General features: G+C 63.0%; 24 protein-coding genes and 1 pseudogene. 8 read left to right on the top strand and 17 right to left on the bottom strand.

What is annotated here, in order from left to right; genetic code table 11:
- Nucleotides 1-198 precede the first annotated feature (198 nt).
- On the bottom strand, nucleotides 199-1,104 hold the full coding sequence (locus LB526_RS26575) for a methylated-DNA--[protein]-cysteine S-methyltransferase (protein WP_176477139.1): 906 nt from the start codon (nucleotides 1,102-1,104) through the stop codon (nucleotides 199-201).
- A 115-nt stretch (nucleotides 1,105-1,219) separates the two neighbouring features.
- Here LB526_RS26575 and LB526_RS26580 point away from each other — a divergent pair, with 115 nt between their 5' ends.
- Entirely contained in the window at nucleotides 1,220-1,399 is a 180-nt protein-coding gene (locus LB526_RS26580; RefSeq protein WP_224532211.1) for a hypothetical protein, read from the top strand.
- Between the two features lie 31 nt (nucleotides 1,400-1,430).
- On the opposite strand, the gene LB526_RS26585 is transcribed toward LB526_RS26580, so the two are convergent.
- Complete coding sequence (locus tag LB526_RS26585) at nucleotides 1,431-1,925, bottom strand: DUF2244 domain-containing protein (protein ID WP_140846281.1); 495 nt, start codon at nucleotides 1,923-1,925, stop codon at nucleotides 1,431-1,433.
- On the opposite strand from LB526_RS26585, the gene nth reads away from it, so the two are divergent.
- Nucleotides 1,924-2,754, top strand: coding sequence for an endonuclease III (nth, locus tag LB526_RS26590; RefSeq protein WP_411909053.1), 831 nt, complete (start codon nucleotides 1,924-1,926; stop codon nucleotides 2,752-2,754). The two genes, LB526_RS26585 and nth, sit on opposite strands and share 2 nt — an antisense overlap.
- A 9-nt stretch (nucleotides 2,755-2,763) precedes the next feature.
- On the opposite strand, the gene LB526_RS26595 is transcribed toward nth, so the two are convergent.
- Nucleotides 2,764-3,219, bottom strand: coding sequence for a DUF2214 family protein (locus LB526_RS26595; protein WP_140636930.1), 456 nt, complete (start codon nucleotides 3,217-3,219; stop codon nucleotides 2,764-2,766).
- Nucleotides 3,220-3,407: 188 nt separating this feature from the next.
- Here LB526_RS26595 and LB526_RS26600 point away from each other — a divergent pair, with 188 nt between their 5' ends.
- Nucleotides 3,408-3,968 carry a GNAT family N-acetyltransferase gene (locus tag LB526_RS26600; RefSeq protein ID WP_224630324.1) on the top strand — a complete coding sequence of 187 codons (561 nt, stop codon included), beginning with the start codon at nucleotides 3,408-3,410 and terminating at the stop codon, nucleotides 3,966-3,968.
- On the opposite strand, the gene LB526_RS26605 is transcribed toward LB526_RS26600, so the two are convergent.
- The 10 genes from LB526_RS26605 to LB526_RS26650 all read right to left on the bottom strand — a co-directional run bounded on the left by LB526_RS26605 (nucleotide 3,965) and on the right by LB526_RS26650 (nucleotide 10,457).
- On the bottom strand, nucleotides 3,965-6,442 hold the full coding sequence (locus LB526_RS26605) for an EAL domain-containing protein (protein WP_224630325.1): 2,478 nt from the start codon (nucleotides 6,440-6,442) through the stop codon (nucleotides 3,965-3,967). The two genes, LB526_RS26600 and LB526_RS26605, sit on opposite strands and share 4 nt — an antisense overlap.
- Before the next feature lie 299 nt (nucleotides 6,443-6,741).
- The gene (locus LB526_RS26610; RefSeq protein WP_224630326.1) at nucleotides 6,742-7,140 is read right to left on the bottom strand and encodes a DUF1801 domain-containing protein; all 399 of its coding nucleotides are present in this window, start codon (nucleotides 7,138-7,140) and stop codon (nucleotides 6,742-6,744) included.
- A 78-nt stretch (nucleotides 7,141-7,218) separates the two neighbouring features.
- Nucleotides 7,219-7,662, bottom strand: coding sequence for a DUF1801 domain-containing protein (locus LB526_RS26615; RefSeq protein WP_224630327.1), 444 nt, complete (start codon nucleotides 7,660-7,662; stop codon nucleotides 7,219-7,221).
- On the bottom strand, nucleotides 7,662-7,895 hold the full coding sequence (locus tag LB526_RS26620) for a hypothetical protein (RefSeq protein WP_095769283.1): 234 nt from the start codon (nucleotides 7,893-7,895) through the stop codon (nucleotides 7,662-7,664). Before LB526_RS26620 ends, LB526_RS26615 begins: the two co-directional genes overlap by 1 nt.
- A gap of 39 nt (nucleotides 7,896-7,934) precedes the next feature.
- Complete coding sequence (locus LB526_RS26625) at nucleotides 7,935-8,327, bottom strand: VOC family protein (RefSeq protein ID WP_095769284.1); 393 nt, start codon at nucleotides 8,325-8,327, stop codon at nucleotides 7,935-7,937.
- A gap of 78 nt (nucleotides 8,328-8,405) precedes the next feature.
- Entirely contained in the window at nucleotides 8,406-8,810 is a 405-nt protein-coding gene (locus LB526_RS26630; protein ID WP_140846287.1) for an SRPBCC domain-containing protein, read from the bottom strand.
- The gene (locus tag LB526_RS26635) at nucleotides 8,807-9,130 is read right to left on the bottom strand and encodes an ArsR/SmtB family transcription factor (RefSeq protein ID WP_140846288.1); all 324 of its coding nucleotides are present in this window, start codon (nucleotides 9,128-9,130) and stop codon (nucleotides 8,807-8,809) included. The genes LB526_RS26630 and LB526_RS26635 overlap by 4 nt, the downstream gene beginning before the upstream one ends.
- Nucleotides 9,131-9,275: 145 nt before the next feature.
- A complete protein-coding gene (locus LB526_RS26640) occupies nucleotides 9,276-9,743 on the bottom strand; it encodes an NUDIX hydrolase (protein WP_140846289.1) in 468 nt (155 codons plus the stop codon).
- Between the two features lie 129 nt (nucleotides 9,744-9,872).
- Entirely contained in the window at nucleotides 9,873-10,169 is a 297-nt protein-coding gene (locus LB526_RS26645) for a hypothetical protein (protein ID WP_224630328.1), read from the bottom strand.
- A gap of 108 nt (nucleotides 10,170-10,277) precedes the next feature.
- Nucleotides 10,278-10,457: a hypothetical protein gene (locus LB526_RS26650; protein WP_140846290.1), complete on the bottom strand. Its 180-nt coding sequence runs from the start codon at nucleotides 10,455-10,457 to the stop codon at nucleotides 10,278-10,280.
- A gap of 173 nt (nucleotides 10,458-10,630) precedes the next feature.
- On the opposite strand from LB526_RS26650, the gene LB526_RS26655 reads away from it, so the two are divergent.
- The gene (locus tag LB526_RS26655; RefSeq protein WP_224630329.1) at nucleotides 10,631-11,230 is read left to right on the top strand and encodes an invasion associated locus B family protein; all 600 of its coding nucleotides are present in this window, start codon (nucleotides 10,631-10,633) and stop codon (nucleotides 11,228-11,230) included.
- Nucleotides 11,231-11,289: 59 nt separating this feature from the next.
- Here LB526_RS26655 and LB526_RS26660 read toward each other — a convergent pair.
- A pseudogene (locus tag LB526_RS26660) lies at nucleotides 11,290-11,628 on the bottom strand (winged helix-turn-helix domain-containing protein); the annotation flags it as partial.
- 36 nt (nucleotides 11,629-11,664) lie between these two features.
- On the opposite strand from LB526_RS26660, the gene LB526_RS26665 reads away from it, so the two are divergent.
- Complete coding sequence (locus LB526_RS26665) at nucleotides 11,665-13,455, top strand: NAD(P)/FAD-dependent oxidoreductase (RefSeq protein ID WP_224630330.1); 1,791 nt, start codon at nucleotides 11,665-11,667, stop codon at nucleotides 13,453-13,455.
- Nucleotides 13,456-13,499: 44 nt separating this feature from the next.
- On the opposite strand, the gene LB526_RS26670 is transcribed toward LB526_RS26665, so the two are convergent.
- Both LB526_RS26670 and LB526_RS26675 read right to left on the bottom strand, forming a co-directional pair.
- Nucleotides 13,500-14,738 (bottom strand): amidohydrolase/deacetylase family metallohydrolase, encoded by a 1,239-nt coding sequence (locus LB526_RS26670; protein WP_224630331.1) that lies wholly within the window; start codon nucleotides 14,736-14,738, stop codon nucleotides 13,500-13,502.
- A gap of 119 nt (nucleotides 14,739-14,857) precedes the next feature.
- Complete coding sequence (locus tag LB526_RS26675) at nucleotides 14,858-15,223, bottom strand: RidA family protein (protein ID WP_140688386.1); 366 nt, start codon at nucleotides 15,221-15,223, stop codon at nucleotides 14,858-14,860.
- 188 nt (nucleotides 15,224-15,411) lie between these two features.
- On the opposite strand from LB526_RS26675, the gene LB526_RS26680 reads away from it, so the two are divergent.
- On the top strand, nucleotides 15,412-15,897 hold the full coding sequence (locus LB526_RS26680) for a hypothetical protein (RefSeq protein ID WP_095766686.1): 486 nt from the start codon (nucleotides 15,412-15,414) through the stop codon (nucleotides 15,895-15,897).
- 91 nt (nucleotides 15,898-15,988) lie between these two features.
- Here the strand turns inward: LB526_RS26680 and LB526_RS26685 are convergent, their stop codons facing one another.
- Nucleotides 15,989-16,243, bottom strand: coding sequence for a hypothetical protein (locus LB526_RS26685; protein WP_224630332.1), 255 nt, complete (start codon nucleotides 16,241-16,243; stop codon nucleotides 15,989-15,991).
- Between the two features lie 205 nt (nucleotides 16,244-16,448).
- Between LB526_RS26685 and LB526_RS26690 the strand changes: the two genes are divergently transcribed.
- Nucleotides 16,449-17,942: an ATP-binding protein gene (locus LB526_RS26690; RefSeq protein WP_224630333.1), complete on the top strand. Its 1,494-nt coding sequence runs from the start codon at nucleotides 16,449-16,451 to the stop codon at nucleotides 17,940-17,942.
- 627 nt (nucleotides 17,943-18,569) lie between these two features.
- The coding region (locus tag LB526_RS26695) for a VCBS domain-containing protein (protein WP_224630334.1) at nucleotides 18,570-19,108 on the top strand (539 nt) is incomplete at its 3' end.

A 19,108-nucleotide genomic window follows, 5' to 3' on the forward strand; every position in this document is an offset into this window, starting at 1 on the left:
AGGGTTATCTTCTCTTTATCGTGGTTAATTTAGCGTTAAGTGAAATAACAACGGAAAGCAACTTCAAAGAAAGCGGCGATAACCGGAGGTTGTCGCCGGTTGCATTTCATGAACAAGGCTGTTTATTTGTTTGGCTTGTGCCGCTTTATATTTGATGCGCGGTTTTTCGCAAGGAGGCGCGAAAAAATCGATTGTTTTTCAGGACGTCACTTGTCCCGCTTCCCAACCGAGGATGGCGCGCTTGCGCGTTAGGCCCCAGTGATAGCCGGTGAGCGCGCCGGACTTGCCCAACGCCCGGTGGCAGGGCACCACGAACGACATCGGGTTGGCGCCCACCGCCGCGCCCACGGCCCGGCTCGCGCTTGGCGCGCCGATGCTTGCCGCGATCGAGGAATAGGTGCAGGCCCTACCCATCGGGATGCGCAGCAATGCTTCCCAGACGCGAAGCTGGAAATCAGTGCCTATCATCACCACGCGCAGCGGCTGGTCGGCGCGCCATTGCGTCGGGTCGAAGACCCGCGCGGCGTAAGCCTGGGTGGCGGACATGTCCTCGACGTAAGTCGCGTTCGGCCAGCGGCCGGACATGTCGGCGAAGGCAGCCCGCTCGCCGCCGGCGTCACAGAAGGCGAGGCCCGCCAGGCCCCGGTCGGTGACCATGATGAGCGCGATGCCGAAAGGCGAGATGTGATAGCCGTAGCGGATGGTGAGACCCGCGCCCCGGGTCTTATAGTCGCCGGGCGACATCGCCTCATGGGTGACGAAGAGGTCGTGCAGCCGGCCGGGACCGGACATGCCGAGCTCGAACGAGGTCTCCAGGAGCGGCATGCCTGAATCGAGCAGCCTGCGCGCGTGGTCGAGCGTCACCGCCTGCAGGAAGGCCTTGGGCGACAGGCCGGCCCAGCGCGTGAACAGTTTCTGCAGGCCGGTAGGCGTCTCGCCGACTTCCTCGGCCAGCACCTCGAGCGAGGGCTGGTCGCGATAGTCGAGGCTGATCTTCTCGATGGCGCGGCGCACGACGTCGTAGTCGCTGCCTTCCGGCGTGATGTCGTTCTCAAGGATCGCGGTTGGTTTCATCCGCGTATTCATGGTCATCTGAGCGTTCATGGCAATATCTCCTTGACCGCGAATATCGGTCCTCCAGAGCTTTGCCACCACCCGAAACTTGCCTTCCCGCCATCCGCACCCAGATAGAGTCAGCTTCGCGCCGAAGAGGACGATCATGACCGTCGAAAAGGTTGATCTGACCGGGGCAAGAGAGACCTTGCTGATGACGCTCTACGGCAAGGCGCTGGAGAGCCGGCTGGCCAATTCGCTGCTCCAGGATCGCTTTGCCGACGAGGCGGTGCGCAAGATCGACTATGATTCTCAAGGCTCAAGGTCGGCGGCAACCTCGGGCTAAGATTTGCATCCGGGCGAAGACACTGGACGTATCAGCGCGTCTTGGCGGTCGCCAGCGCGCGCGAAAAGGCGGTGGCAAAACTTTCGCGGTCGTCGGGATTGAGGAAGCCGCCAATCGCGACACTCTTGCCTTGCGCCTCGACGGCCATCTTGGTGATGCCGATCTCAGCATGGCGGGCGATCGAGAACCGCGTCCAGAACGGGTTGAAGCGATGGTTTTCCGAGCGGCCGGAAGGCGCTGTCTTGCGAATGTCGAGACTGGTGCGCGAGACCGAGATTTCCTCACGGGCGCGCGCAGCCCGGTAATTGGCGCGGAAAGCGATGTAGACGGCGACCACGTCGAGGCCGAAGAAGCCAAACACCGGCCAGGCGCCATGCGCCAGGAAGAACGCGCCGGTGACCGCCCAGCCGAACAGAAGCGCTCCCATCAGGATCAGGAAGCCGGTGCGGCCGAGCGAGCGGTGTGGCGTCAGCAAGGCCTGGAAAAATGGCTCGTCGGCCTGGAACGAGGCGTTTGTGTCGCTCATGAGGGAATATTATAGGAGGGAAATGGCGCCTCCCAAGTCGAAAAAATCCGCAGCTGTCAAAAAACCTCAGGCCGCTATCGCGAGCGACGGCCGGGCGCCTGGTCGACGGACGCGAAAAGCCGCCACGCGGTCGCTCTACAGCCCCGCCGAGGTGCATGAGATCTTCCGGCGCTTTTCCGTGCAGCGGCCTGAGCCGAAAGGCGAGCTCGACTATGTCAACGCCTTCACCCTGCTGGTCGCGGTGGTGCTGTCGGCGCAAGCGACGGACGCCGGCGTCAACAAGGCGACGAAGGCGCTGTTCGCCGCGGCCGACACGCCGGCCAAGATGCTGGCGTTGGGCGAGGCCAAGGTCGGCGACTATATCCGCACCATCGGTCTGTGGCGCAACAAGGCCAAGAACGTGATCGCGCTTTCGAAGGCGCTGATCGACGATTATGCAGGCCAGGTGCCGCAGGATCGCGATGAGCTGGTGAAGCTGCCGGGCGTCGGGCGCAAGACCGCCAATGTCGTGCTCAACGTCGCCTTCGGCCAGCATACCATGGCGGTCGACACGCATATCTTCCGCATCGGCAACCGTATCGGGCTGGCGCCCGGCAATACGCCGGATCAGGTCGAACAGGGGCTGCTCAAGGTCATCCCCGCCGAATATATGCGCCATGCGCATCACTGGCTTATCCTGCATGGCCGCTATGTCTGCAAGGCGCGCAAGCCCGATTGCCCGGTCTGCGTCATCGCCGACATCTGCAAGTCGAAGGAAAAGACCACCGACGTGCCCGCCCCGCTGGTGCCGATCGCGCCGCTGGATGAGACGTTTCCGGTCGAGGCCTAGGGTGGTGTTCTAATATCCGTAGCCGCGCGCCATGGCCGCGGCAAAAACTGGAATGAGCAGGAAGATAAAGCCCTCGGCGCGGACATAGTTCTTCACCGAGGCCAATTCCGCCGCCGGCACCGCGAAAGACGGATTGCCGCTCGCCTGCCTGTTCCAGGAGAGGAAGCGCATAGTCGGCACAATCGACAGCAGGCCGACGATGACGAAGGCCGCCATCTTTGCCCAGAACACCCAATTGTAGACGTAGAATTCCCAGCCCTTCAGACCGAAGAACACCCGGCAGATGCCGACGATGACGATCAGCGCGGCGATGATGCCGTAGTGGCGGTCGATGCCGGCAAGGCGCTTCAGCGTCGCCGCTGCCAAATCGCCGCGCACCAGCACGAACTCGGCGCCGATGATGCCGGCCAGCGAGAACACCAGAAGGTGATGCGCGATCGCCAGCAACAGGTCTGTGGTGTCCATGGTTCTTCCTTCGGTCGACTTGCGTTTCTGGGTCGGCTTCGCGCGCAAACTAGCATCGCCGGGCGAAAAGCCCATAGCGATACTGCCGTGCCATGGCTTTTATGGCTGGAAGAGCCAACGCATTGGCCTGGCTCTTGATCGAGCGTGCTGTTTTGCTAAGCGCGGTCGCGTCAATGGAGGGCAATGCCATGAGCATCAAGATCGAAGCCGGCGTGCCGCTTCTCGAAACGGCGCGCACCGTTTTGCGGCCGCACAGGCTGGACGATTTTGAAGCCTATGCCGCCATGTGGGCGGAGCCCGCCGTCACCCGTTTCATCGGCGGCAAGCCGCGCACGCGGGAGGAGAGCTGGATGCGCTTCCTGCGCCATGCCGGCCTATGGTCGCTGATCGGCTATGGATTCTGGGCGATCGAGGACAAGGCGAGGGGGAGCTTTATCGGCGAGGCCGGCTTCCACGACCTCAAGCGCGAGATCGTGCCGTCTCTCGAAGGCGTGCCGGAGGCCGGCTGGGCGCTGGCCTCGGAGGCGCATGGCCAAGGGCTTGCGAGCGAAGTCGTGAGGCGGATCGTCGCCTGGAGTGACGAGACGTTCGGACAGGCAAGAACCGTCTGCATCATCGATCCGGAAAACGGCGCTTCGCAGAAGGTGGCCGAAAGGAACGGCTATAAAGAAATTTTGCGGACCACCTACCACGAGAAGCCGACGATCCTGCTGGAACGGCAGGCCGGATCCGGAAAGCAAAGCGCTTAACCCGCCTTGCGGCGCAAGGCCCCTGCCACTCCGTTCCACGCGTCCGCCTTTGCACCTGGATGGCTGCCCAGCACCGTCGTCGCGTCGAATGGCTGAGGCCTCGCTATGGCATAGCCCTGCGCGTAGTCGACGCCGATCGCCTTCAAGGCTTCGACGATGCCATCGCTTTCGACGAATTCGGCGATGGTGCGTTTTCCCGTCACCTTGCCGATGTGATGGATCATCTCGACCATCGCGCGGTCGATGCGGTCGTCGAGCATGTCCTTGACGAAGCCGCCGTCGATCTTGAGGTAGTCGACCGGCAGATGTTTCAGATAGGCGAAGGACGACATGCCGGAGCCGAAATCGTCGAGCGCGAAGCGGCAGCCCAGGCCGCGCAGATCGGCGATGAAGCGCATGGCCTCGGTCAGATTGGCGATGGCACTGGTCTCGGTGATCTCCAGGCAGATCGTTTCGGGCGCAATGGCGTGCGCGGCGAACTGCTCACGCATGAAGCCGAGAAACGTCTCGTCGCCGAATGTGGCGCCGGAGAGATTGATCGCGCAGGTGGATATCGGCGCCGCGTGCGGATTGGTGCGTCGCGACGCCAATATGGCGAAGGCGTTGCGTATCACCCAGCGGTCGATCGCCGGCATCAGTCCGTAGCGCTCCGCCGCCGGAATGAAGCTCTGCGGGGTGACGAAGCTACCGTCCTCGTCGGTCAGCCTGAGCAGGATTTCGACATGCGCGCCCGGCTCGGCAGCATCGTCCCGCAGCGGCGCGATCTCCTGCGCATGCAGCCGGAAGCGGTTTTCATCCAGCGCGGCATGCAGGCGCTGCACCCAGGCCATCTCGCCGAAGCGCTCGCGCAGGGCCCTGTCGCCGTCGCTGTGGAGCTGGACGCGGTTGCGGCCCTTTTCCTTGGCCATGTAGCAGGCGACGTCGGCGGCGCGCAGCACCTCCTCCAGCGTCATGCCGACATTGGCGACCTCGACCATGCCGATGCTGACGCTGATGTTGAAGGGACGCCCTTCCCAGGAGAAGTGCAGATCCTGGACCGTGGCGCGCAACCGTTCGGCGGTGGCGGCGGCACAGTCGGCATCGCAATCGAAGAGCAGCACGCCGAACTCGTCGCCGCCCAATCTCGCCAGGATGTCGCCGGGCGGCAGCTCGTTCGCGAGCAGCGCCGAGATCTGGCGCAGCAACTGGTCGCCGGCGGCATGGCCGCAGGTATCGTTGACCAACTTGAACTGATCGAGGTCGAGATACATCAGCGCGTGCCGGCGCGACTTCTCCGGGTCTTCGGAGATCGCGCTCGCCAGACGCTTCTCGAAGTCGCGGCGGTTGACGAGACCGGTCAGCGCATCATGCGACGCCTGCCACGACAGGCGCTCGATATAGTCCTGCTCGCGCGTCATGTCTTGCAGGGCCAGGACGCAACCCAGGATCGAGCCGGAAACGATCAGCGGAGCGCCGTTCAGCGCCACCGGCACGACCGAACCGTCGGGGCGCTCCAAAAGCTGCGGGCGAACATTGGAGCGGCGCGGCTCGCCCGCCAGCAGGCGCGGGATCAGATCGGTCTCCTCGACGCCGCTGTCCTTGTCCACGAGCCGGAACAACGAGGCGACCGATCTGCCTTTGGCGGCGGGTAAAGAGCAGGCAAGCAGCCTTTCCGCTCCGGCATTCATATAGTCCAGCCGCCCCTTAGCATCGGTGCTGATGACAGCCTGGCCGATCGAGGCCAATGTGATCTGAGCCCGCTCGCGCTCGGCGCTGAGGGCTGTCTGAAATGCCTGGCGCTGTTTCATCAGCTTTCGCGTGCGCCAGACGGCGAGCAGGATAAGCAGCGCGGCTGTCGCGAGATTGGCCGCCGTCAGCGCCGTCTTGATGAAGCGCGATCCCTCGCCGAGACTATCCGAAAAGTCCTTGGCGAGCGGCCCGATCCGGTGGTCGATCTGGTGGATTTGCACTTTCCAGAGAGCGATCTCGGCTGACGATGGCGGCCCTTTTTCGAGCCTGCGATGCATGTCGTCGCCAAGTCTTTGGATGGCGAGGATCATCTCGTCGGCAGCCGTCCAGTGGCGGATCGCCGTGTCGAGATAGCTGACGCCGCGGAAATTCCGGAACAGCCAGATCAGGCCGGCGACATCGTCGGGATGGTTGTTGCCGCCGAGAAAGCCAAGCCTGGCCGCATTCGTGTCGGGCTCAGCCTGTTCGAGCGCAAGCCGCGCGGCGCGATCGGCCAGCGGCACGGCGATGGCCTGACGATATTCGCTGAAATACTCTTCCCGGCCGGTGTCGGCATAAAGGCTGAGGAAATAGATGGCGTGCTTCTGCCCCTTCGACCATTGGCTTTCGCCGCCGACATAGGCGCGGACGGCTGACAACGTGTGGAGGCTGAGGGTCGCAATCAGCGCCTGGATCAGGACGACCGCGACGAAGGGCCAGACCAGCCCGATGAGACGCGGGGCGGCATCGGTCGATGAGAGCTTCATCCCATTCCCATGGCGCGTGCGCAGGCCCCCTCGGTGTCTGTCCGACTGGCTCATCCGCCGGTTGAGACGATGTTCTTCCCCACATGTCGTCCGGTTACTGGCGACATCAATCCAAATAACGTGCCTGGATTAACGGTCGATAAATTTGCCCAGTATTTGTTTCATGAGTTGTTGCTCAGCAACAGAAGGACGCTTACACGCTTGATGCCGATATTTCGTGCCTAATATCGGTTACGGTGCGAGGGCGCGGAAGAAAAGCCGGCAACATCAATCCGATAGCGCCGCGCGACAGTCTCGTCTCAGCGCCTGGTCTTGGATTTGTTGAGCGCAACGGCCTCGCGGACGAGCGCCTTCAGGGCGTCGGCGTCGATCTTGCCGCCTTCCTTGAAATCGATGGCGCGCCGGGTGTTGCCTTCCAGGCTGGAGTTGAAGAGCTTCTTGGGATCGGGCAGCGCCGCGCCTTTGGCGAAGGTCAGCTTGACGACGGCCTTGTAAGTCTCGCCGGTGCAGATCATGCCGGCATCCTCCCAGACAGGGACGCCGCGCCATTTCCATGTCTCGACGGCTTCGGGCGCCGCCTCCCTGATAAGAGCGCGGAGTCGGGCAAGCGTCTCGCCCCGCCAGTCGCCCAGCTCCTTGATCCGTCCGTCGATCAGTTCGGACGCAGACTTGCCGTCCTGTACGTCGCCTTGTTGCATGTCCGGTTCTCCTCGATGCTGAATAAGAGATCGCCACCATGGCCCTTTCGGGGAGATGGCGCTTGATTTTTCGTGCGCTTACATCCGTTCGCCGGGCAGCCGGCTTGCCTGCTTCACCCAGGAGACGAACTGCTCCTCGTCGATCGGCTCGTTCTCGTGGATGTGGAAATAGCGTGTGTCCTTGCTCTTGGATTCGACAGGCGGCACGGGCTTCAGCGACAGGCCGCGGAAGAACGCCACTTTGATGTATCTGGCGAAGCAATGGATGCCGAGGAACCAGCCTTCGCCTTCCATGCCGTAGAAGGGAGAGTTCCATTTGACAGCCTTTTGCACACCAGGGACGGCCTGCATGATGAGCTGGTCGAGCCGGCGCCCGACTTCGCTCTTCCAGCCCGGCATCGCCGCGATATAGGCCTGCACCGGAGCATCGCCATAGCCCTTGGCGATCTGCGGGTTGCCGCCCGAAAGCAGGACAGGTTTGGCGTCCGCGGATCCGGCAGCCTTCGATTTCGTCTTTGCCATCAGGCCGATCCCGTGCGCTCGCCCGCCGGCTCCCCGCGCCATCTGGCGGCATAGGGCAGCACGAACATATAGAGGCCGCTGAACAGCAGCAGGAAAAGCGGAATCAACGGCGAATAGACGATCCAGGCGGGCGGCGGGCCCATGGCCATGGCAGCGAAATTGGCAATGACGGTGACGGTGAAGATGATCGAAAGCCAGCGGTGAAGCTGCCTGATCCACTTGCTCCAGTTCAATATAACCTCCCTTGCGAATGACGATACGGATCGAGCTCTCTACCAGTGCGCCAGTTGCGAAAGCTGAATGAGGTTGCCACAGGTGTCGTTGAGCTGCGCGATGGTCGCGCCGGTCACCGCGGTCGGCGCCATGGCAAAACTGCCGCCATTGGCCTTGATGCGCTCATGGTCGCTCTTGATGTCGTCGGTGAACAGCATCAGCGCCGGCTGGCCTTGCTTGAAGATGGCCTGCTGATAAGTCTTTGCCGCCGGATTGTCGTTGAGGGCCAGCTGCAGTTCGGTGCCGTCCGGATCGTCAGGCGAAACGACAGTCAGCCAGCGAAACGGCCCATTGGTGAAGTCGGCCTTCTTGGTGAAGCCCAGAATTTCGGTATAGAAGCCAAGAGCCTTTTCCTGGTCGTCGACATAAATGCTGGTCAGCTTGATCTTCATTTCGGTGCCTCCATTGCTTACGCTAGCGGTTTGCCGCCCCGCTGGGACCGTGTCTGTCTTTTGAGGCTTCGGCGGACTTCAATCGATCCGCGAAAGCAGCTGCTCCAGGGCCGTGAAGTTGCGCTTCCAGCCGACCGTGGCGCCGCGGTAATACGGCTCCTGGTCGGTGCGGAAGCCGACCTGCTCCATGCGCAAACGCGTGCCCTTGCCCGTCGGGGTGAGCGTCCAGGTGACCACGCTCTCGAGATCCTTGGTGTCCCAGCTGTAGGACAGGGTCCGGTTGGGCTCGACCGTCCGCACCTGGCAGTCGACGCCGCCCCATTCGGCGCTCATGTTGAAGCGATGGTCCACGACCGGCTTGAAGCTGTTCTTCATCAGCCACTCCTCGATGAGATGCGGTTGGGTGAGCGCGCGCCAGATCTTTTCCGGCGGAAAAGGTATCTCGCGCTCGACGATGACGGAGCGCGTTGCGGCCTCATTCATTGATCCATCCTTTTGAGCAGGTCTTCCAGATCGTCGAAGCGGCTTTCCCAAAACCCCGCCATGTGGCGCGTCCAGTCCATCAACGGCGCGAGCGCCTTGAGCTGGGCGCTGTAATGGGTCTGGCGGCCCTCATGGCGGTCGCGCACCAGTCCCGCCTCCTTGAGGACGCCCAGATGCTTCGATACCGCCGGCTGCGACACCCCGGCCTGGGCGGTCAGGGCTCCGACCGTCTGCTCGCCGTGACGGCAGAGGCGTTCGAAGATGGCGCGTCGCGTCGGATCGGCGAGCGTCCTGAACAGCATGTCATGCGCGGTCGTCATTTTTAACCGATAACCCAGTGGCTATTGATTGACGTATAACCATTGGGATATGCATGAGTCAAGCAGCGAATGAGGACGCGCACCTGAAGCCGCGGCCGTGGGCCGGCACGCCGGTACGGCCGGACGGCACTGAAAAGATGGTTGCTTATGCCGCGTTTGCTGACGGAACGGTCAAATCCCTCAGCAGCGTGGAAAGGTCCGGTTCGTCGATGAGCAGGGCGGCGTCGACCGCCGGAAGCCATGCGCGCTGCCGGTTCGCGGCTTCCTGCCAGTCGACAAGCTCCTCGGCGACCTCGAGCAGATAGACCACAACGTCGACCCGAATGAAGCCGTCGGGCATGCGTTTCCAATAGGAATAGGTGCCGGCAGGCTGCTTCAGCGTCCTCCCGAGCACGCCGGCTTCCTCCCGGGCTTCGATCATTGCCGCCTTGCGCCCGCTCTTGCCCTTCATCGGCCAGCCCTTCGGCACGATGAAGCGCCGCGTGCTGCGCGAGGTGACCAGCAGCACTTCCAAGCTGCCGTCCTCTCGCAACCGATACGGAATGGCCGCCACCTGGCGGATGCGTTGGCCCTTCTTGGCTTTGCGAACTGCTTTCTTCTTGGTTGTTGCCATCCCAAATTCCGGTGAGAGCAGCGTTTTGCCGCACGCTATCTGCGCGGCAAAAACCCTAAAAGCGCCGCCCTTGCAATCCGGCATTTTGCCAGCAAGTAAGTCGGCTAATAAATTGAAAAAAACAAAATGTCAGCGGCAAACTCTGGAAATCGTGTTGCCGACCGCTTCCATCCGGCACGTCCTTTCAAATATCGGCACATCGGGCTGGCTCCTGGGCGGGGCCGGCCGGTCGAGTTCGCGATAGATTTGCTGCTGCTGCTGGTATTGCTGCCGCTGCAACCTGTTCTGCAACTGCTGCAGCTCATTCTGCTGCACCAATGCGTTGCGATTCGTCGGGATGACGATCTGCGCATAAGACGGCGCAATCAGACAAACCGAGGCCGCCAGCACTGTGCCTGCAAGAACAGACAGACTGTGACGAAGCATCCGCGCGGCTCCCATACAAAAAACCATGCATTTCATATAATGCGGGCAGCCAATAGCGCCATGGGTAACCGCGAAACGTGATGCGGCTCACCGAAGCCGGGCGATTGGCTATGCCGCGACGCCGGCGCTGGAGATCGGGGCCGACATCCCGGTCAGCGCCATCGCCAGTTCCCGCCTCTGCGGAAAGGCCGGCGTCGAGTTCTCCACCAAGCAGTGGGAGATCGAGGGGCGTTTCGCCGCCGCCGAGAATCTGCCCGGCAATCCGGCATTGCACTTGACGGAAGCCATCGATTCGCCCCTCTATCGGGTCGGCGCCGGGCTGGAGCTCGAGGGCGTCAACGGCGTCGGGTTGGCTGTCAGGTACGACGACGCCTTTGGGCAAACGATCAAGCAGAATGCGGTCAGCGCGTCTCTGAAGGTCAGCTTCCAGCTGACGCGGGCGGCGGCTAAGAAGGGATCTCATGAGGACGAAATACGCGTATCTCGCGGCGATGCTGGCAGCTGCCTGCATTGCCGGTTTGCCGGCAGCGGGAGTTGCCGCGCAAAATAAGGCCGACAAGGTGGCGCCCGCGGCCGCTCAGTCAGGCGACGCAGCGGCCAAGCCGCAGCTGCCGGGCGGCGCCTCGGCGCTGTCGGAGACGCATGGCGACTGGACGGTCAACTGCCAGGTCACCGGCACCAACAAGGTCTGCAGCCTGTCGCATCAGCAGTTCAATAAGCAGAGCGGCCAGCGGCTGCTGGCGATCGAATTGACGACCAAGACCGGTCAGGACGCCGCCGGCACGCTGGCGCTGCCCTTCGGGCTCGCCTTGGCCAACGGGATCTCGTTCGAAATCGACGACAAGAAGCTGGACGGCACGTTGCAGTTCAACACCTGCCAGGCGGTAGGTTGCCTGGTACCGGTGACGTTCGACGCCAATATCACGCCGTTGCTGCAGAACGGCACCACGCTGAAGGTCAACGCCACGGCGGCCGACACTGCGCAGCCGATCTCCTTCACCATCTCGCTCAATGGCTTCGGCAGCGCGCTGGCGCGGACGGCGGACCTGTCGGCGGACTGACCGGCGAACAAGCGTATTCGTCTTAGAGCAGTTTCTACGCAATTCCCGACGGAAAGCCGCTACACACTTTGCCTGGAATTGCTCGGGGCGACCAGCGGATGCCGGTCGCCCTCTTCGTTTCGATCAACCTCGCGCAACCGATAGCCGACGCCCGTCTCGGTGATGATGTAGCGCGGCTGGTCCGGTGTCTTCTCGATCTTCTGCCTCAGCTGGCGCACATAGACCCTGAGATACTGGACGTCGGTCGAGTCGTTCCAGATCTGCTTCATCAGGAACTGATGGGTCAGCACCTTGCCGGCATATTGCACGAGCATGCGCAGGATGTCGTATTCCTTGGGCGAGAGTTTCACTTCCTTGTCCTCGACCTTGACGATACGCTTCACAAGGTCGACCGAAAGGGATAAAGAATTCGAACAAAAAGGGAACGACGAAAAATGCTCGACATCGCCCCATCGCAACAGGCGGCAACCTGGCTCGGCTCATTCGGCCGGGCGCTCGAGGCCGGCGATATCGAGGCGGCGACGAACCTCTTCGCACAGGATTGCTACTGGCGCGATCTCTTGACCTTCACCTGGAACATCAAGACCGTGGAGGGGCAGGCGGCGATCCGCGACATGCTGAAGGCCACGCTCCACTTGGCGCAGCCCTCGCACTGGCGGCTGTCCGGAGAGCCCAGCGTCGACGACGGCACCGTCGAGGCCTGGTTCACATTCGAGACGACGGTGGCGCGCGGCGAGGGAATCCTGCGGCTCAAGGACGGCCGCTGCCGCACGCTGTTCACAGCGATGAGCGAGCTCAAGGGGTTCGAGGAACGGAAGGGGCCGGCGCGGCCACTCGGCATCCGCCACAAGGCCGACCCGAACCGCGAGACCTGGGCGGAAGCACGGGCACGCGAGGCGCGCGATCTCGGCGTGCATGAGCAGCCCTATTGCCTGGTGATCGGCGGCGGGCAGGGCGGCATCATGCTCGGCGCCCGGCTGCGCCAGCTCGGCGTCCCTACGCTGATCATCGAGAAGAACGCGCGCGCCGGCGATTCCTGGCGCAACCGATACCGCTCGCTCGTGCTGCACGATCCCGTCTGGTACGATCATCTGCCCTACATTCCGTTCCCGGAAAACTGGCCGGTCTTCACGCCCAAGGACAAGATGGGCGACTGGCTGGAGATGTATACCCGCGTCATGGAGCTGAACTACTGGGTCGCCACCAAATGCATCAGCGCCGCCTATGACGAGGCCGAAAAAGTCTGGACCGTGGTGGTCGACCGCGTCGGCCAGCGCATCACGCTGAAGCCGAAGCATATCGTCTTCGCTACCGGCGCCTACGGCCCGCCGCGGCAGATCGAGCTGCCGGGCGCCGACAGCTTCAAGGGCGAGCTTCTGCATTCCAGCCAATATTCCACCGGCGAGAAGTTTCGCGGCAAGCGCGTGGCGGTGATAGGTGCTGCAAGCTCAGGCCACGATGTCAGCGTCGATCTGTGGGAAGCGGGCGCCAAGGTCACCATGGTGCAGCGCTCGCCGACGACGGTGGTGAAGTCCGACACGCTGATGGATATCGGCTTCGAGATCTTCTCGGAAAAGGCGCTGGCGCGCGGCATCACCACCGACAAGGCCGACATGATCGTCGCCTCAACGCCCTTCGCGCTGGTGCCGAAGGGCCAGCGGGCGCTTTATGATGTGATCCGGGCGCGCGACGCGGATTTCTACCAGCGCCTCAGCAACAGCGGCTTCGCCATCGACTTCGGCGAGGACGAGACAGGACTGTTGATGAAAGCCTATCGGACAGGCTCGGGCTATTACATCGATGTCGGCGCTTGCGAGTTGATCCTGAACGGCGAGATCCAGGTGAAGAGCGGTGTCAGCATCAAGTCGCTGACGCCGGACGGCATCCTGTTTGAAGACGGCAGCGAGCTCGCCGTCGACGCGATCGTCTGCTGCACCGGCTACCAGTCGATGAACGAGACGGTAGCGGGGATAGTCTCGCGCGAGGTCGCCGACAAGGTAGGTCCGTGCTGGGGCCTCGGCTCCGGCGTGAAGGGCGATCCGGGTCCATGGCAGGGCGAATTGCGCAACATGTGGAAGCCGACGGCGCAGGAAGCGCTATGGTTCCACGGCGGCAATCTGGCGCTGTCGAGATTCTATTCGAAGTTTGTTGCGCTGCAGCTCAAGGCGCGGATGGAGGGGATTGCGACGCTGGTGTATGGGGAGCCGAGTAATTCGCGATCCTAGCTTCGTCATTCTAGGGTCTGCGCTCCGCTTCGCGTCGCTCCGCCCTAGAATGACGACGATGAGGGCCCAAAATGCCTCGCCGCCACATCGACATGCGTGTGATGCGCATGGGCCTCGAAGCGCTCCGTCTCATTGTGGTCGGGCGCTTCGTTCGGCCACCATTTGCCGCCGATGACGATGCCTTTGGAGACTAGTCGCTGATCCGCGACCAGTGACGTCCCGACCGCGTCAACGAAAGTGAAGCGGCCGGGCTGCAGCTTCAACACGGCGACGTCGCCGGTGCCGCCGACCTTCAGCGTGCCGAGTTCCGGCCTTGCGATCGCCTCCGCCGGCCGCTGCGTCGCCGCGCGCAGCACCTCGACCAACGGCATGCCGAGCGCCATGAGCTTCGACATGCACACCAATATGTCGAAGGCCGGACCGTCGACGCAGTAGAGATGCACGTCGCTGGAGATGACGTCGGGCGCGAGGCCCTCGGCAAGCATCGTCTTCGCCACCTCGAAGTCGAAGGAACCCATGCCGTGGCCGATGTCGAAGATGACGCCGCGCTCGCGCGCCAGCCGCATGTCCGGCCGCACCGCTCCGGAGGCAAAGACCGGCGCGTTGGGGAAAGGCCGGAAGCAATGGGTGAGAATGTGGCCGCGGCGCAGCCTGGGCAGCACTTCCGAGCGGCCGGGCGGCGGCTCGTCGATATGCGCCATCAGCGGCAGGCCGGCCTTGTCGGCGGCTTCGAGCGCGAGGTCGACAGGCGCGATGCCGCTCGAGCCGCCGGCATGCTTGCCGGAACGGACCTTGACGCCGACGACGACATCGGCGTGCTCGCGCACCGCAGCCACCGTCTCGCGCGGCTCGCAAAGCCTGAGATCGCCGCATTCGCCGACGGATACGGTCTTGGCGAAGCCAAATATGCCGGCAAAGGAGATGTTGACGTAAGCGAGGATGCGGACCTTCGAGCGCTCGATGACATGGCGGCGGAAGCCCAGGAAATTGCCGGCGCCGGCGCTGCCGGCATCGATGAAAGTGGTGGTGCCGCTCTTGGCGGCGAGCCGGTCGGCGTCGACGCCGAGCGAGGTGCCGCCCCAATAGACGTGGCTGTGCAGGTCGATCAGGCCGGGCGTGACGATGCAATCCCTGGCATCGACGACTTCACCCGCCGCCTCGGCATTGATGGCGCCGTCGATCGCGGTGATGCGGCCATCGGCAATGGCAACATCGCGTGGCGCGTCCAGGCCCGATGCGGGATCGATGAGGCGCCCGCCCTTGATCAGGAGATCGAACTGCATCGGTGCCCTCGCTTTGTTTGTTCGTTTCACGCAATTCCGGACGGAAGGCTACGGCGAAGTCGCCGAACTAACCGCTAAGCACTTTTCCTGGAATTGCTTCAAGCGATCCGAACGGGCGATCAGACCGGCCGATAGGCGACGGCTTCGACCTCGATCTTGATGTCGATCATCAGGCGCGATTCGACCGTGGTCCGCGCCGGCGGATCCTTCGGGAAATGTTTTGCATACACGGTGTTGAATGTGCCGAAATCGCGCGCGTCCTCCAGCCAGACGGTGGTCTTCACCACATCGTCCATGGTGCAGCCGGCGAGCGCCAGGGCTGCCTTGACGTTCTGCAGCACCTGCTCGGCCTGCTCGGCGATGCCGCCCTTGACCACGAGCCCGTCGCTGCCCACCGGCACTTGACCGGAAATATAGACGAAATCGCCGGCGCGGACGGCGGGCGAGAGCGGAACGTGGGATTTCCCAAAGCACTGCTTGGACAAGGGGAGCCTCCTTCAATCGACGACGGGAACCGGGGTTGCATAGCCGTCTACGCCTGTCGGCACGATCCTCCTAGAGCCAATGTCGGAAAGCAACATTCTTTCGAAATCCATGTTGCTTTATTACAGAAGCCTGAGCATCTTGCGCTCGACGCGGCTTGAAATCGGCCGCGCATATGAGGGAGATCGGCATGACCTTCGACAAGAATCCGTTTCCGGAAGGCGATGCCGACCGCCACGCGCTGTGGGAAATGCTGGTGCGGCGCGATATCGACGCCTTCCTCGGTCAGGACTGGTCGATGGTCGAGGACGATTTCATCGCGGAAAGCTTCTTCGGCATGCATGCGCATTTCCTTGCCAATGCAGATGCTTGGCGGCTGCAGTTCCCCCGGCTGGAGGTCTATCGCGACGAATGGCTGCGGCAGGCCAAGGAAACCGCGGCGACGAAATTCGCCGAGCCGCTGCGCGAAGCGCTGTTTCGCGTCACCAACATGCGCGACATCGATGTCGACGGCGATCGCGCGGTGCTGCACAAGAAATTCGACGGCTCGGTCGCCAAGGCCGACGGCGGCGTCGACCGGCTCAAATGGCAGACGCTCTACTTCTGCCGCAAGGTCGGCGGACGCTGGAAGATTGCCGGCTTTGTCGGCTACATGCCGCATCCGCTGGGCAGCTAGGAAGGAGCTATCGGACGCCGCCTGAGCTTAGCCGAAGCGTCTGTCAGTTCGTCATTGACGACGTTAGCGAAGGCTTCAGCCGACGGGCTCGCTAGGACAGAAGCGGCAACCGCTCATCGGGCGAGCGGTGGTCGAACACGACGCCCATGGTCTTACCAACGGCGGCCATGACGATCAGTTCGATGAGATGGTCGTCACTGTCCTGGCAAGCCGGGTCGGATCGGCGTATGGCGTCGAGCATCGCCCGGGTCGAGATGGTATCGCCGGCGCGAAATTTCGAAAGAGCAGATGAAACAAGGTCTTGCACCGTCGGATCTATGACGGGCACTTCCGCAGCGACGTTCATCGGCCTCCTCCTGCCATGAACCCTCCCGCAAAAGATGATACGCCAACGGTTGGAATGTGCCAGCAAAATGGTGGTCCGACCAGTGTGGCTGGCGACAGCCTGCCGTGAGATGTGGACACCTGCTGGCTAACGGCAGCGTAAGCTCGACGCACCGCGCTCGGGTTGATAAGCCCGTCGCGCGCAGGGAGACGATCCGAGTCGAAATATGACCGTTGCAATCGAGATGGGGCAGACGAGCGCAGGCGCGTCGGCGGCCCTCGACCTTGAGGAGTTGCTGGCGACCCGCCTGCTGGTGCAGGGCAATTCGGGCTCGGGAAAGTCGCATCTGCTGCGCCGTCTTCTGGAGCAGAGCGCGCCCTGGGTGCAGCAGACCATCATCGACCCAGAAGGCGACTTCGTGTCCCTGGGTGAACGTTATGGCCATCTGGTGATCGACGCGGAGGAACATACCGAGCGCGGCCTGCAGGCGGCTGGCGAGCGGGCGCGCATACACCGCGTCTCGACGGTGCTCAACCTCGAAGGGCTCGATGCCGAGAACCAGATGCGGCGGGCCGCGGCCTTCCTCGGCGGGCTGTTCGAGGTCGCGCGCGACCATTGGTACCCAATGCTCGTGGTCGTCGACGAGGCGCAGCTCTTCGCGCCCGCCGCCGCCGGCGAGGTTTCGGACGAGGCACGCAAGCTCTCGCTGGGCGCCATGACCAATCTGATGTGTCGCGGCCGCAAGCGCGGGCTTGCCGGCATCATCGCCACGCAGCGGCTGGCGAAGCTCGCCAAGAACGTCGCGGCGGAAGCCTCCAACTTCCTGATGGGCCGGACCTTCCTCGACATCGACATGGCGCGCGCCGCCGACCTGCTCGGCATGGAACGGCGCCAGGCCGAAGCTTTTCGCGACCTGGAGCGCGGGCATTTCATGGCGCTCGGTCCTGCCTTGTCGCGCCGTCCGCTCGGCCTGCGCATCGGCCAGACCGAAACCAGCCCGCGCAACGGCACGCCGCGGCTGATGCCGATGCCGGGAACCGCGCTCCAAGATGCGCGCTCGATCATTCTTGCCGCGCCGCCGCCGGAGACGGTCAGGCCGCAACGCCGGCCTTCGCCCGACCTGCTCGACCAATTAATGGCGGCCAAGGCCGCGCCGCTGGACATCCGCCCCGAGCCGATGGAGCCGCAGCCAAGCGCCGAGGATCTGGCAGAGCGGCGCGAGCGGATGGACCGCATTCTGCGCGCCATCCTGGCCGAGCCCGATGCGGGGTTCCGCGTCATCGGCGTGCTCTACCAGGAGTTCGTGGTCCGCTGCCGCATCGAAGGGCTCGCCTCCGTGGTGCCCGACCTGTCGGAGTTCCGCCGCATGCTGACGCGCGCCCGCGCCGGCGTCGGCTCCGACATGGCCGAGGACGACGCCTGGCGCGACGTTTCCGTGCGCGCCTCGCTGCTGCCCGAAGACATGCAGGGCGTGTTCATGATGATCGCGCGCGCCGCCAAGGAAGGCTGGCCCTGCCCGAGCGACGCGGCGATCGCGCGGGCTTACGGTTCGCATTCGCTGCGCCGCGCGCGCCGGCTGCTCGACTATATCGAGGAGCAGGGCCTCATCGTCTGCCAGGTCGACGGCGCCGGCCGGCGCACGGTGACGCTGGTCGAACTCGCCTGGGCGACGGCGCCGGGCGACCCGAACGCCGTGGAGCAGGACAGCCTGGCTGGCTGACATCGGAAGACGCTGGCGACCGCGCTCTGGCGGCCTTTGCGCCATTGGTTGACGGCGAGCCTGCTTTGTCGGTTGCACGCAGCACTACATGTTCCGATAAAATTTCCAACAGAAATGCCAGCGACCGAGCGATGGCGAAGTCAACGCTGCGCCATCAAATGACGCTGCGCCGAGACGGACTCGGGCCGTGCACTTTAAGTCTTTGTTTTGTGCATATCATTCCCTCCAAATCGCAGCCCACTTTGGGAGACACAGGCATCAATCGATGGGGTGGCAGATTTGTTAAATGTTTAATGAATCGTTAACATTACGCGGGGATATATATCCCGTTATGGTTTCCAAATCGTAAAAAGCTAATATACCTGAATATAGGTTTGCTTGTCCCGCGATTGCGGCGACCGAAGGGGGGCACGCCAGCTAGGAACGTTGGGTGCGAGCGTGCAAGCGCTCTGGGGTGGGGTTTTGTCTCTCGGCGAGAGAAGTCTTTACGTTCAATCAGAGTGGCTTGGTCCTGACCAACCGCCGCGGGCGGAAGCATTCGCTTGCGTCGTCCGCACCAGGATCAGCAGTAACCGTCGGGGCGAACGCTTTGGTCGTTCGCAAAGGGATCACAGGGGGTAATTGGCAATGGCGACCACAACAGTTTCAGGCTCGACCGTCACGTTTTCGAATTCGGGCGCGGCAGCCAATTTGACGCAATCCGGCAGCGAGGATGGCAGCCTCCTGTTCACATTCGACGTTCTCGCGGCGAGCGGCGGCGGAACCAAGACGACGATCTATTCGGTGGACGACGGCATCAAGAATGATGACGGAGGGGCCGGGATTGTCGTCACCAACAAAGCGTTCGCTGACTACAACAAGGACCTGCTGATCCAGGACGGTGCGAACGTCATCGAAACCAGCAGCACGAGCGGGGCGAAATTCTGGATCGGCACCGACAACAAGATTCATTATGACGCAACCACTCTAGCCCCCCTGATCAACGCGCTCGGCGCTGGCGAGCAGTTCACGGACACGATCCAATATACGATCAAGATGTCGAACGGCACGCTCAGCGTGGGTACGCTGTCGGTGGTGATCAATGGTGTGAACGACGCGGCGGTGATCACCGGCACCAGCACGGCGGAGCTGACCGAGACCAACGCGGCGCAGAACACCGGCGGCAA

Source organism: Mesorhizobium sp. CA6 (assembly GCF_020165035.1).
Classification (GTDB): Bacteria; Pseudomonadota; Alphaproteobacteria; order Rhizobiales; family Rhizobiaceae; genus Mesorhizobium.